10 protein-coding genes are annotated in these 13,063 nt (G+C 59.4%); 2 read left to right on the top strand and 8 right to left on the bottom strand.

Annotation, left to right across the window (positions count from 1 at the left end; genetic code table 11):
* Nucleotides 1-614: 614 nt before the first annotated feature.
* The 6 genes from KVT32_RS23305 to KVT32_RS23280 form a co-directional block, all read right to left on the bottom strand.
* On the bottom strand, nt 615-3,479 hold the full coding sequence (locus KVT32_RS23305; protein WP_152385703.1) for a TraM recognition domain-containing protein: 2,865 nt from the start codon (nt 3,477-3,479) through the stop codon (nt 615-617).
* Nucleotides 3,480-4,071: 592 nt separating this feature from the next.
* Nucleotides 4,072-5,064, bottom strand: a complete 993-nt coding sequence (locus KVT32_RS23300) for a thioredoxin fold domain-containing protein (protein ID WP_152385701.1) — start codon at nt 5,062-5,064, stop codon at nt 4,072-4,074.
* A gap of 8 nt (nt 5,065-5,072) precedes the next feature.
* The gene (locus tag KVT32_RS23295; RefSeq protein ID WP_152385700.1) at nt 5,073-6,599 is read right to left on the bottom strand and encodes a hypothetical protein; all 1,527 of its coding nucleotides are present in this window, start codon (nt 6,597-6,599) and stop codon (nt 5,073-5,075) included.
* Nucleotides 6,599-7,222 (bottom strand): lytic transglycosylase domain-containing protein, encoded by a 624-nt coding sequence (locus KVT32_RS23290; protein ID WP_152385699.1) that lies wholly within the window; start codon nt 7,220-7,222, stop codon nt 6,599-6,601. The genes KVT32_RS23295 and KVT32_RS23290 overlap by 1 nt, the downstream gene beginning before the upstream one ends.
* A complete protein-coding gene (locus tag KVT32_RS23285; protein WP_152385698.1) occupies nt 7,219-7,794 on the bottom strand; it encodes a hypothetical protein in 576 nt (191 codons plus the stop codon). The genes KVT32_RS23290 and KVT32_RS23285 overlap by 4 nt, the downstream gene beginning before the upstream one ends.
* On the bottom strand, nt 7,781-8,209 hold the full coding sequence (locus tag KVT32_RS23280; RefSeq protein ID WP_152385697.1) for a hypothetical protein: 429 nt from the start codon (nt 8,207-8,209) through the stop codon (nt 7,781-7,783). The genes KVT32_RS23285 and KVT32_RS23280 overlap by 14 nt, the downstream gene beginning before the upstream one ends.
* Nucleotides 8,210-8,283: 74 nt before the next feature.
* Here KVT32_RS23280 and dnaG point away from each other — a divergent pair, with 74 nt between their 5' ends.
* Both dnaG and KVT32_RS23270 read left to right on the top strand, forming a co-directional pair.
* The gene (dnaG, locus tag KVT32_RS23275) at nt 8,284-10,056 is read left to right on the top strand and encodes a DNA primase (RefSeq protein ID WP_152385696.1); all 1,773 of its coding nucleotides are present in this window, start codon (nt 8,284-8,286) and stop codon (nt 10,054-10,056) included.
* Between the two features lie 31 nt (nt 10,057-10,087).
* Nucleotides 10,088-10,522 (top strand): H-NS family nucleoid-associated regulatory protein, encoded by a 435-nt coding sequence (locus tag KVT32_RS23270; protein WP_152385695.1) that lies wholly within the window; start codon nt 10,088-10,090, stop codon nt 10,520-10,522.
* Here the strand turns inward: KVT32_RS23270 and KVT32_RS23265 are convergent, their stop codons facing one another.
* The gene (locus KVT32_RS23265; protein ID WP_152385694.1) at nt 10,523-12,298 is read right to left on the bottom strand and encodes a hypothetical protein; all 1,776 of its coding nucleotides are present in this window, start codon (nt 12,296-12,298) and stop codon (nt 10,523-10,525) included.
* Nucleotides 12,299-12,329: 31 nt separating this feature from the next.
* Nucleotides 12,330-13,061: a hypothetical protein gene (locus tag KVT32_RS23260; RefSeq protein ID WP_152385693.1), complete on the bottom strand. Its 732-nt coding sequence runs from the start codon at nt 13,059-13,061 to the stop codon at nt 12,330-12,332.
* Nucleotides 13,062-13,063: the final 2 nt, after the last annotated feature.

The following is a 13,063-nucleotide window of genomic DNA, read 5'->3' as shown; positions in this document are numbered from 1 at the left end:
CAGCTGTTCTGGCTGCGTGAACTCAGCCGGCGCACCGGCAGGTTGGCGTGCCTTTGTCCATAATTTGCACCAGAGCCCCGGCAACCAGTCATCGGGAGATCGTCGGAAAGAAACCTCGAAGAGCCAACGGTCCACCCGTTCGAACTTTGTCCACACCATCGGCTCGACGGAGCCGGCCTCGGACTGGGCGGCCTCTAGCACTGCCGCTCCCCGAATACACCGTTCAAGTCTCAGGAGGCCCCCTATACGGTCGTCCACGGTAACGTGGCTGGGCAGCAGAGTCCTTCCATCAAGCAAACTGACCGCCCACTCGACGCCTTCCTGGAGCTCCGGGACCGTTGTAGCCGTGTCGCCAGCAAACCTGGCCTTGTAACGCGCTTGGCTTATCCCGCCTCGCTGCCAGCCCGCTGCGTGCAGAGTTAGGGCCTTCACTTTCATCACCAACCGCGCGCGCGCAGATTGGTGCCTTCCAGTGGCTAAAGCAGCTGCCGCCACATCCCGAATTAGCTTGGCTGTGGCGTGGAAGTACGGTGCATATGACACATCGATCGCGCGCCGCCCTCCACGTTGAACCTCTTCCTTTCCGGCTGCCTGCAGAATCTTCTCCCGCGGCATCAGGACCCCGCATTCAAGGCATCGGCCTGGCCGTCTGACGGTTGGCCGTTCGGCGTGGCCTGCCTTTCAAGATTGTCGAAGAAATCATCGACGTCCTGCAGCGAGATCTGTTCGCGCGCCACGGTGTCCGGCGTCGTGGCCACAGATACGACCTTCTGCATAGTGTGCGCTCCGAGCTCGGGCTCCGGATTGCCCAGGACGCCCTCCACACGTGCCAAACCATCCAAGGAGCCCTGCTCGACACCAACGACCGTCCCGTCGTCGCTTCGCGGCGTGAGCAGCATGTTGTGGGCCTGCATTAGCGAATCGGCTATAAATGCAGCATCCTCACTCCCAGGCATGGAGTCGGGCTCGATATCGACGGCCACATCGTCGAGAGGCACCATGTCCCACACACTGGCGCCCATCGGAAGGCCTTGGTCGAGCGCGCTGGGGCTAGTAGGTAGATCTGGCGCTATCGTCAGCGGAGCCGGCACGTCTGCAGCTGCAATCGCTGAAAAGCCTCCCAGCGGACCGAGCACCGCCGGGCCTGCCTTCCGGATAAGTGCCATCGGATCAGGCGGGGCATAGCGGTCATCTTCGATCGGGCCCGCGAGTTCAGCCGCGAGCTCAGGCCGCGCGGCGAACCTGGCCGATCTCGAGCCGGATCCGGCTTCGTTGGAGCGCAGATCGTCCCCTTCCCCTTTCGGCGGGGCCGAGGTCTCCGGCGCAATTGACGACCAATCGGAGGGGAAAGCACTCGACAGACCGAGAGCAGAGCACGCTGCCTGATAGAGCAGCACTCCGCGCTCGATCCCCACCACGTTCTTGGGAATTCTGGAGGCCGCCTGAGAGACTGCCTCGATCATGGCTACGCGGGTCACTTCACCTCGCGGACTCTCTTCTCCGCGCAATATTCTCAACAACCGAACACCGCCGTCGAACTCACTTTCGACCTTTGCAGACGGCACCGCCATAGAGATCGCCCGCACGTTATCGCGGCTCGGCTTGTGTACCTGAAGAAAGCGGTTTACGTAAAACGCTTGGTTATTCAGCTTTTTCAACCAGTCTCCGACATACAGGGTGCGGATCCGTCGCAAGACACCATCGGAAATCATGATGGCCTCGCCTTGCTTCATCCGATTCATCTCCTCGAATGACACGCGGTCAACCTGCTGCACGCTCAAATCACGATTGCGCCGCCAACCAAGTTCCCCGCGCTCAAATCCACCAACTGTGGCCACCCACGCCTTGCCGATAAGAGCTGCAGCGAGCTCGTATGTCTTCTTCGCATCGTCGATCTTCTGGAACAGCTTGTTCACGGTATTGCCGAGCATCGCGCCTGCCTCTGCTGCTCGGTTGCCTTCCGTCAGCTTTTCGGTGTCCTGCGCCATGGCAATCATAGAAATGCCCAGGGACCGTGCCTGCGCAAACATCACCGCAATACCATCTGAGAAGTAATAGCCAAGCTCGTCCAAAGCTGCCGGGAAGGGATACGGCGCATTGGTGGCTTTCGAGCCGAGCAGCTTTTCGTACGATCCTTCGACGCCGGCGCCCAGGTTCTTGGCCATCATCACCCGCAGGCATGCGATGGCCAGCTTTCCGAGATTCTCAGCCTCCTGCGACGACTTCTCCAACGAGGGAATCAACATGAAGAGGACGCGGTTGTGAAGCGCGACGTCCACCATGTCGATTTCCGGGTACGTCTTGCTGAAGATGTGGCTGTAGGTCTTGTCTAGCAGATTCAGCACTGGCATCAACTGGTTGATGCGGTACGAGTGCTGTTCAAAGGCAATGTTCTCCTGCTCCAGTGAGGCTTCGGATGCGGGCGCCCCACCCTTGCTGGGCCCGCGACCTGGGGGCGCAGCTTGCTCCGCCCCGTTCGCTGCGGTTGCCTGACCGCGTCCGTGCTTCTTGAGCAGCCGATCCACTCGATAGCCGGGGCAACCCGAGTCTAGGTAGGTCTTGACGCCGACGAAGCCGTACGACCATTGGCCGCGGTTCTTCTGTGCTTCGTCGTACCCTTCAATGTAGAGTTCCTCAAACTTGGGAAGCGCCAGATACTCAATCAGCGTCGAAACCGAAATGGTCATTCCCTGCGTGTCGCGCTTGTAGAAAAGAGCGACCACCAGGACGCGCCAAACGTTGATCGCCTTCTCTTGCCACGACTTGCCATCGCCCTCCGCCTTGTGCAGAAGGTTGATCCCCATCTGTGTGCCCGTATCGGCATCAACGTCATAGAACGGGGCGAGGCCGTTGCCAATCTTGGTGCGGGACCGTGCAACCTCTTGTGGACTACGGCCGCCGAGCAAGAAGTTCAGATAGAGAATAGAGTGGTCCCGACCGAAAGCGCGGCACATCGTGTACCCGTCCGTCGGCAGCTTGTTATCTGCCTTCCCGTCCGCCACAAAGAAGCCGCTTCCCCAGCACAATGCGTTGAACATGATGCCTTTGAGGGTCTCAGTTTTTCCGCTGCCAGTGGATCCGAAGATGCCCCAATGCCGCCGAAATCCATCATCTCCCACCCACGCCTGTTCGAAGTCCTCGTATGGGGATGTGGACCGGACTGAGCCAATCAGCCCAATTCCGTCACCCTGTTTTCCCGTTACAGGGTCAACGAAGGGCTTGCCTCCCACGAATGCGGGATACCGGTAGGGGAGTCGCTTGCGCAACGTGGATACGAGGAAGTGAACGAAGAGATACAGCGCAAAAATGCCAGGCGCAAGGATTGGAGCCATCAGCATCAGGGAAGCCGTACCAATAAGAAGCAGCGCAAAGTGGCGATTTACCGTGAGCCATTCAAGCACCTTGTCCATCGTCGGGCGAACGTCCACCACCCGCTTATGGATGGGGATCTCATGCCTTGTTTCGACCTGATGGCTCATTCGGAACCCCTGGCCTCAGCCGCTGCAGCCCGTCTCAATTCTCCCCTGAGCGCTTGGTATGACACCCCCAGCGCCCCCAACCACCCGACCGCCAGTGCGCACCGCTCGCCCTCCGACCGCACCAGCCGGCCGATCCTCTCGAGGTCATAGCAGGCGCGACCGCTTGTGCGCTGCCCGCGGCCCGTCGAGATAAGGGGAGTTGCGGTCCAATCGGCAAGCAACTTGCTGCTGTAACGCGCCAACCAGGCCGCCACTGTGTGATCTCCGCCGCGCGCTGCTCGCGCAGGCGCCAGAGGGCGCAGTTCCAAGATGACGTCAGCGACAGCAGCTTCCATCGCTCGAAGGGGACCGACCAGGGCGACACGGGACAACACCACGTCTTTGACGGCGTTGGCCTTAATGCTCGCCTGCAACAGCCGCTCAGCGACCGCCTCGACGCCCAACCCGACAGTCGACGGGAGCGCGGATATCGCACGCAGGTCACCTCGTGCGAGCGTGTAAGCGACCCGGTCGAGCTTCTCCCGCCGCGCCAGCGCGGCAATGTTGGCCTCGACCCAGCCCCGCTCTATCCCTCGGAGCATCTCTCGCATTCTCAATTCCCTTTGGGAAGACCTAGCCAGTTGCGAATATCACCGGCCGAGTTCAGTGGACCCGTTAGCCTTCCATCGGCAGACACGACGGTAGGGGTTTTCTTCAGACCCAACTTCGAGAACAATGCCTGCGTCACCTGCCCCTTCTTTTTGTTCGCGGGCGATGCTGGATACCTTGAAATGAAGTCGCGCGCCCTTTCCTCATCGAACGACTGGTCCATGAAAGAACGCCACAATTCAACTGTCGGCTGCTCACTTCGATCAGCAGCCTCGAAGAAACTCGCAACAACTTCTGCAGATAGCTCTCCCCTCAACCCGATCGGAATGACAACGGGCCGATGAGGTTCTTGCAAAGCATCGATAGCCGGCTGCATTGCATGGCAATAGGGGCAAAGCGGGTCAGCGAATACGAACCACGACTCCGCCGATTGCGGTTCCCCCAGCTGGACTCCAAGGGCCTTTCCGATGGTTTGGACCGCCAGCAATTCGTCGGGATACAACTTCACTGCTGATTCCGCTCTGAGTTCCCGGCCGTCTGCCGGGGCCGGCGCTGTGGCACGGGGCTGCGGATACGCGCTCGGGCTGTCGGGCCGAGTCGTTCCCTGGTTTACAGAGCCTGAAGGCAGACTGGACGGCATGATCAGCGAGTAGACAACCAACGCCGCAACGAAAGTGCCCGCGAACCGAAGCCATGAGCCGGCCCGCCCTGATCTCTTGAAGTTTCGACGAACCCAGGCACGCGCGCGTCGATTCGCCATGCTTCCACTGCGATAGGAGCGCCCAATCTGAGCCTTCTCAAGCCCCAAGGCGACGGAGTGGGTCAGGTAGAACCTGAACTCCCCTCCCTCCTGAACTACCTCGGCGACGATCTTCGGGGTGTGTTGATCCACAGTGCCGATTTCCGCGCGATACAAGGTAGCCGACTGCCTTTCCCGAACGAAGTAGCCGGGCCATTGAGCAACGTGCACATTCCAGTTCATTTGTGGTGCATTCATAGAGATTCCTAAAGTTTTGCGCTTGCGTTGCCAGAGCCAGGAGGAGCGGAGGCGGCCAGAGCGTCTTGAAGTCGCGCATCTTCCGCGGCCTTCATCTCGCGCAGTTGCCCAGATGCGTAGTCATCAAAAGCGCTGTCCTCCGTAAGAGCTTCTGAAGGAGGCACGTCAGGGATGTCTTCTGGCGCTAGGGTTTGGCGTGCCATGGACCAAATGTCCTTCGACTTCCACATCTGATCTAAGTGATCATCATCGACGCCGCTCACCCAAGCGTCGAACTCGGCTTTGAATCCGGCAACCACCTTGTCGACGAAGATGATCGGCATCGTCTTTCCTCTTTCTCCGCGCTGCCGGTCCTTTTCATGAACTTCGCACAGGGGCAGCATCCCCTCCTCCACGCACAGTCGCTCATAGGGCGCCTGTCCCATGGCGGCTACAGCCGACTCTGCATGAGGTGTATGGCGACCGTCGGTATCGAGGGTGAAGAAAAGGATGCGATCCATCGGGCGAAGCCAGATGTACCGCCATGATCCGATCTTGGACGAGCGCCCCGCGATGTGCTGCAGTGCCAGAAGAAACGTATATTCCCAGTGGTGCATCTGAAGCAGCTGCTTGACAGCGTTGTGCTCTCTGTACTTCTCGTACATGTCCTGAACAATTGGCAGGTCAAGTCGAGCCATCCCTTCGCGTGACCCGTAAGCCGACCAGTTCAGAGCCCGAATCACCGTTTCCGCTTCTGCACGCCCCTCTGCACCGTTGAAAGCGCCGGGCGCTAGGAGAGCGAACATCGTCTTTCCGATGCTGCTCATACGGTCTACGAACGCGCGCTCTGTGTTACGGGAGTCCACAGCCAGATCGACAATCTGTCGACCGAGGAACTCGTTGTGCCGGATTCGCTCCGTTTTCCCGCCTGGGCCAGAAACCTCAATGAACGTGTATGCGCTGAGATACTCCGCTAGGCGTGCTTCGTTAAGCCGCATTCCTGGCTCAATTACCGGAATTCCCTTGACCTTCGCACGATGAAGGACTTCCATTGGGGAAACCTGCCGGCGCCACCGCTTCAACTTGTTCTGCACAAGTTGCTTTTGAATGCAGGCGATTGGCGCGATGTCCGTTGTGAAGTGCATGAGTTCCTGCACCAGCAGGTCCGGAGTCATCTTCCGCTGGAGATTTTGGGACCCGCCCCGCCGCGCGTATAGCCTGGCGCCGATCAAAAGCACCCATCCGACCAGGAATAGGGATACGGGACGCATCGCAGTGTGGGCATATCCCAACCAGTCGAGGAAGCCAATCCGCGTCGGGTAGCGTCGAGCGAGCCGGTACATGGCTTCCATGTCGAAAGCGACCTGCTCCGTGTAGCCAAATGGCAACCACCCCCAAGGCTTCGCGAGCCAATGGAACAGCGGCGCCGAATAGAAGACGATTCGATTGCTGGCGACCAGCCAAAGAGTGCCGCCCAGTATCGCAAAGCATCCGACACCGATAAGTAGCCAAAGGGCTATCGAATCCTGTTGCCTCTCACCGTTAGAGCGCGCCATTATTCGAACCGCCCTTTGGCAACGATCCGCTGGTACGCCGCCCAGACTTTGCTCACATAGACCTTTTGAATCTCACGAATCTTCGCGTTTGCGGTTGGTACCGGCAGCGCACCGCCGTGGTGATAGACCGCAACACTGCACCACACTGCATCCGCCCCCCGAAAACCACCTTTGATGCAGCGGTTCATCTCGCTGCGCAGGGCGTATGCCGATGACATGATTCCTTGGCACATGTTGTTCCTCAGAGTGTCCAAGGGAATTCCGTACTTGTTCACCATGTATTTCGCCCAAGAGTCAGTGTTCAACTGGCCCACGCCAAGATCCTTCGTTTGGTTCCGGTTGACTCCTTCAACGCCGGCCTTACCTCCGGATTCCACCTTGAAGATTGCCAACAGAATGTCGGGTCGAAGCTGATAGCGTTCAGTGGCTTCTTTCAGGCATCCCGCCGGCATCCGGGCGGGCAGCACTATTTGAGTGGGCGCTTTTTTCGCGCTCTGGTCCAGTGCCGGAGAGGCAGCGGAGTCCGGTGCTGCAGAGGCAACGGCCCCCAGCCCCGAGATGGTCAACAACAGCGCAACGAGCGCCGAAGCGGTGTGCTTCTTAAACATCTCGAGTGCGCTCATGAGGAAAACAGAAAAACCCAGCGATTCGGATGGGAGAAAAACTCATGAGCCGAGTAAAGCCGGCGCTCGTCAATCTGCGCTTGATTGATGGCGTACTGGATAAACAGCGCAAGACCCATGGCAGTCACAGCCAGTCCGATGAAGATCATTGCGATCGGAAAGTACGCGACGTAGCGCAAAGAGAGCACTCCGTACACACTCACAGCCAGGAAGACGATGGCCAACACCAGCGATGCGAACTTCGACCGGACCACGGCCTTACGCTGGTTCATGAGTGCGGGTTCTGTCCAACCGTTAGCTTCGTAGAGCCTCTCGAAAGCATCTGCAGCATTTGGCGCGTCGACAAAGTTCGAGTCCGGCCCGCTCGCCGGCGATGCCAAGGATTGACCGAGTGTCCGCAGGGTACCCCTCAGTCTCTTCACGGATTTTCCGAGCTCAATGTAGGGCCTTCCAACGACCTTTGCGGTACGTACCACGGTGCGCACCGCTAGGCCACGGCGTCGCTTCTCGGTCGCGGGTAGTTCCTGCTCGATCTGATCGTCTCCGTGTTCTGTCTGCTTAGTGGTCGTCATATCGTTCCCTCTCCAGGGCGGTAGCAAGGCGTGAAAGCGTGGAAGGCTTCAACAGATCGGAATACACCCGGGCCTGGGAGAGCGATTGCTTCCAAGAGCCAGATAGAGCGATTGCCGGGAGCAGCCGAGGGCGTCGGCGCTCGATCGTCTGCAGGATTTGAAGGACAGCACGGCCGCTTAGCTTGGGTAGCAGACGGCTGTCCACCTTCTTCAGATAAGCGGCAAGGCGAACATCGGACATGGAGTCCTTAGAGGAGAACCAAGAAACAAATTTCTCAACCGCTCGCGCCTCAATTCCCGCCCGCCCCAGCGGCGGGGGGGTGTCAAAGAGGATCTTGGCCAACTGACTGTCGAAGATGCCGCTTCCCCTGTGCGGTGCCTTGTTGGGCTGGGTCGGAGCAACGCGTTCTTTCATCCGGCTCGGGCTCGCTTTTCCAAAATTATCAGTATGTTTGATTATACTAATTCATTCTTTGGGAGACGGGAAACGTGGCAATTATCAGGAATGAAGGGGTGAAGCGGTCGTCACGGATTCCCGACGATGTCGTGGAACAGGTCAAACAGAGAGCCGACGAGAACCTCGTGGAGATTGTCGCCGCCGCTGTGCACCTGCGCAAAGCCGGCCAGAGCTTCGTGGGGCTGTGCCCTTTCCACTCTGAGAGCACGCCCTCGTTCAACGTTGTTCCGGCGAAAGGGTTCTTCTTCTGCCACGGATGCGGGGAGAAGGGCCGGGCGGTGGATTTTCAGCAGAAGTATTTCGGGATGAGCTTTCCTGACGTCATTCGGGAGTTCGCTGGCCGTTTCGGCGTACGGCTTCCCGGTGAGATCGGAGCCTTGTCGGCAGAACCGCAAACGCAACCAATTGCGCGACGCCAACCCACGCCGGCCGACGACCTCCCTCCCCCCGTTTCCTTTGAGCGGCGCCAAGAGCTGTCGGCAGTCCTAGAAGAAGCGTTGGCGGCCTATCGCTCTCCTGCTCTTGGCAATCATCCCCTGACTGACGCCCTGAAAGAATGGGTGATAGGACGGCGACTGACCGACGAGTCCATTGACCTTTTCGAGATTGGAATCTCACCGCAGGGGTGGCACGGACTTCGCGAAACGTTCGGCAACCGATACGACGATCCGCTCCTCTTGGACGCGGACCTCGTGCGCGAGACGGAAGATCAGAAGCGCCGTTTCGACACATTTCGGGACCGCATAATTTTCCCCGTGCGAGACGCGGACGGCGCGCTCGTAGGATTCGGCGGCCGTCGCTTGCAGGATAACAAGAAGGGTGAGCAGACCCCTAAATACTTGAACACCGGCACGACAGACATCTTCCACAAGGGGCACTTGCTTTACGGCCTTCATCTGGCCATGCAGGAGATCGCCGCTCGGGGATACGCTCTCGTTGTAGAGGGCTATATGGACGTCGTGATGTTGGCTCAGTACGGCTTCCGAAATACCGTTGCCGCCATGGGAACGGCTTTCCGCGGCAGCCACTTGAATCAGCTGTGCCGACATACATCGGAAGTCGTATACCTGTTCGACGGCGATGCCGCCGGCGAACGAGCAATGTGGCGAGCAGTCAAAGAATCACTACCCTACGCGGATCGGGTGAACTTCCGGTTTATCACTCTGGATGGTCAGGATCCCGATGAATGGGTCCGATCAGTCGGCTCCACCGCGGTGCAAAAGGCAATCACACACGGGGAATCACTCGCGTCTTACTTTCTGCGCCGTGTGCGCGAAATGGTCGTACAGGATGCGGCAGATTCTGCGGTGCAGGGCGACGGGAGGCAGCGGAACGGCGGGCAACAACATCGCGCCCATGAACTCAAGGGAATGTTGGCGTTGATCCCCGAACGATCCAGCCTGCGTCAATACCTTGAACGTGAAGTGAAGCGGCTTCTGATCCCGAGTGAAACATCTTCTCGAGAACGCCAAACCGCTCACCAACTGGACGGCTTGCCGCCGGTGAAACGCCTGGCAATTGCAGCGATGCTTCAACCCGATCTGGCTGGTCGCATGAGACCTGCCCTCCTTGCCCTACTCCCCCCGGAACACCCGGAAAGTTCCAAGGTAATCACGCTGTTCGATCGTGGTTTGCAAGAAGGCCGCAGCAAGAACCAACCCCAACGTACACAGTCCGATCGCGAATGGGCACGTGTTACCCTTACACACACACCTGAATTGCTAACCGAGCTGCTCGCGCCTACGGAAAGTCCCTATCAGGTCGACCAGACCAGACCACGGGATCGCTCGGCACCCAGCCAGTGAAGCGTGCGCGCGAGCTTACAAAGAGCCCCGAATGGCCACTAAGACACGCCCCCTTGTCTCACTTGATAAAGTCGATAGAGAACTGGCTCAGCTGAACGCGCAGCGCGAGAAGCTGATTCGCACGCAGCAGGACGCGATCCTGCATCAGCTTCGGATTTTTGCCGCCAAGGCTTTGGACTGTGGCATCTCGTCAAAAGTCCTTGCTGATGAGATTGCAGTCGTGGCCCGCACACAGGCGCTGCAGGCCGATGGTAAGCCTCGGCGAGGTCGTCGCCCAGTTGGCATCACCAAGGTGATGCGGCAAGCCTTTTCCAAGCGCCCCGTGGCCATTAAATATGCCTCCGCCGAGGGACAAACCTGGAGCGGATTGGGCCGTGCCCCTGCTTGGATCGCCGGCTACACCAAAGAAGAGCGCGAGCAGTTTCTCGTCGACAAGCCGCCCGCGACTCCACGCTCCAACAGCTAATTAACCTCTTTCACGAGCGTAGCCTTCTTGCTCGTCCGCCGGCGCACGCTCGGCACTGCTCGCTACGGTGCTGCTGGTTTCGAGGAGGGCGAACTGCGCCATGGCTTCGTCCCGCGACATGGTTTCGGGGCCGCTCTCATACAGGTCCGCCTGGTGCGACAGTGCACCGTCATCCGACAATGCCGGGGTATCCGAACCGACATTCACATTCGACGCGTTGTCGACTTCCGCAGACGGTTGCGGTGTGAGGTCCGCCGCCGGGCTTGGCGACGACACGTCAATTGGGTCGTCGCTCTCAGGCTCTGGCGAGCGCTCTTCCTGCAGCGGCGTTTCGCTCACAGACGGAGCGATATCCTGGGCGGGATACTCTTCTGCAGAAGCCGGATGCTCGCCGTCGACAACAGGGCCATCGTCCATCCGCTGAACCAGCTGCGCGATTTCCGCTTCATCGGGTGCTGCCCCCAACCGCTCGAGGGCAAGAGATTTTCTCCAATCTTTGCCCAAGAGGTCCGTCAATGAGCTGTCCATTTCCATGAGCAGATCTTCCTGCAAGGGAGAATCCGCAGCGCACTGATACACCTCCCTGGCTGCCTCCGTCACCGCGAGACGAAGCAGGTTCAACTCGTCCAGGTGCGGTTGATATCTGGCGGTGATTCCTTTGACATCTTCTGCGAACGCGGCAGAGACGTCTTGCGGTTGGATCACGCCGTTTTGCAGAAGCAATGTTGCGGCCGTGTGCCCACCATATGTTTGGCAGTGAGCTTGATAGCTTGCCAAGCGCAAGTTCATGGCACCTCCATAAGCCGACAGCCGATCCTCAACGAGACGAGCCATGTCCCGCAGGTCGTTCACCACGGCTGCCATGTAGACAGCGGTTTGCAGACTGGAGTTCGGCCCCACCTCATCCATGCGCCTACGCACCTCAGGGTCGATGCTCAACCGCACAATGGCCGCAGTGACAAGGTCTGCGGCGCTAGTAACGGGAGTGAGTTCTGGGGTCGAATCCACGGTCTCCGCATCGGCCGCCACGCCCCCTTCGTGTTTGTGAATCGCAGGTTGGGCGTGCTCAGGGCTGATCTGGGAGGCCGGGACGGGCTGCGCGCGGCCAGGCATCTCCGCCGGCACTGGCTCAGGAGAGCTGGGGGGAGCCGGCTCAACATCGTGAAAACGGACGTTCGCCTTAGCCTCTTGCCCGCGTTCGTCCTTTTTCTCCCCATCCTTGGTGGGCCTTTCATGCATGCCAAGCTTTTCGAACAACAATCGGAGGATCCGCATCAACGCCTGCATGAGCCGCATGATCACATTGGGATGCACGGCACCTAATTGCGGAGTCGCTGCGATGGAGCTCTCCACTTTCCGCGCGACCTTTTCGGACTGTTTGGCGGCCCAGAACTCGGCGAGGCGCCGGCCGTCCATCGCGTCAACAGGGCGCTTGATTCGATCTGCTCGAGGCGGCAGTCTCGCAGCTGAGGCCGCGCCAGGTCGCGATGAGGCACCGGGATGGGGGTTAGCGGAAGGCGGAACCGATCGAGCGACATCACCGTCAAGATCAGTGGCGAGGCGCCCTGCAGCGAATTGACGTGCGTTGCCAGCAATCGGGCGCGCCGGCTGCGCCGGCACTCGTTTCGCCTGAAATTGTCGGGCGCTGGCGTCCTCGAGGGGAGTACCTTGTCTGGCATTGTCCGGACGCGAAGCTGCACGTTCTGCCAGGTCTTCATCCGAGACGATATCCGTTTCGTCCGGCGCTTCATTTCCGTGATCGGGTTTCAACAACATTTTGGGCTCCAAATAGTTGCCAGTCGGTGGTCTAAGCTTGCTGTGCAATTTCGCGGTGCAGCTCGAGAATGATCCTGCGAGCCTCTTCCCTATGTGCCGGCGACGTGAGACTCAACAGTCGGTCGAACTGAGCGTCGCGCTCACGCGCATTGAGGCGCTCCCGTGCCCGGGGCCTCGCAAACTCCCGCATGTCTTCGAACGCGGGTTCGGCGCGCCTGTGACCGGCCGGAGCGAATTCGCGGCGCGCAGGCATGAGCCTCTGCTTCGGGTCTCCAAAGCGGCACGGAGATTCGGCAAGACGATTGCTCAATACACCCTGCATTTCGGCGTTCCACGTATGCAATGCAAGAGAGAACGCGTTCGGGATTGGATAGAGAACGTGACCTAGTTGGGCCGTAGTCGGAAAGTGAGCGTCGAGCCATCTCTCAGCATGGTTCCCGTCCCGAAATGGGCCGTACATGACAAGCGGGGCAGCCGGGTCTCCCGAAGGCATCGTGCACAGAGCGACGGTGCGTTCAACCATCGCCGCCTCATCTCCGACCCATTGGATCTCGGTAATGGCGTGCCGAGCTGGGTCAAATAATTCGTCCGCGGCAGCGAGCTGCCGAACTTGGCGCACTGATGAACCCGACACGGCGACCATCATGCAATCGATCGCGAGATCCATCGGACTTGGCAGTGGCCCTCCGGGTGCGAAGACGCCCTTCCCCTTCTGAACCAGATATAGCCGCGTAAAAAAGGGGCTATTGATGGGAATGTGCATGG

The organism is Achromobacter sp. GbtcB20 (genome assembly GCF_019091095.1).
Lineage (GTDB): Bacteria > Pseudomonadota > Gammaproteobacteria > Burkholderiales > Burkholderiaceae_B > Achromobacter > Achromobacter mucicolens.
Note: the sequence above shows the minus strand (reverse complement) of the source record. Positions and strands in the feature narration are given on the sequence as shown.

What these genes read in the sequence shown, in the direction of transcription:
- KVT32_RS23300 (WP_152385701.1), bottom strand. Translation starts at nt 5,064, where the DNA reads ATGAATGCACCACAAATGAACTGGAATGTGCACGTTGCTCAATGGCCC.
- KVT32_RS23290 (WP_152385699.1), bottom strand. Translation starts at nt 7,222, where the DNA reads ATGAGCGCACTCGAGATGTTTAAGAAGCACACCGCTTCGGCGCTCGTT.
- KVT32_RS23265 (WP_152385694.1), bottom strand. Translation starts at nt 12,298, where the DNA reads ATGTTGTTGAAACCCGATCACGGAAATGAAGCGCCGGACGAAACGGAT.
- KVT32_RS23295 (WP_152385700.1), bottom strand. Translation starts at nt 6,599, where the DNA reads ATGGCGCGCTCTAACGGTGAGAGGCAACAGGATTCGATAGCCCTTTGG.
- KVT32_RS23260 (WP_152385693.1), bottom strand. Translation starts at nt 13,061, where the DNA reads ATGCACATTCCCATCAATAGCCCCTTTTTTACGCGGCTATATCTGGTT.
- KVT32_RS23270 (WP_152385695.1), top strand. Translation starts at nt 10,088, where the DNA reads ATGGCCACTAAGACACGCCCCCTTGTCTCACTTGATAAAGTCGATAGA.
- KVT32_RS23280 (WP_152385697.1), bottom strand. Translation starts at nt 8,209, where the DNA reads ATGAAAGAACGCGTTGCTCCGACCCAGCCCAACAAGGCACCGCACAGG.
- KVT32_RS23285 (WP_152385698.1), bottom strand. Translation starts at nt 7,794, where the DNA reads ATGACGACCACTAAGCAGACAGAACACGGAGACGATCAGATCGAGCAG.
- KVT32_RS23305 (WP_152385703.1), bottom strand. Translation starts at nt 3,479, where the DNA reads ATGAGCCATCAGGTCGAAACAAGGCATGAGATCCCCATCCATAAGCGG.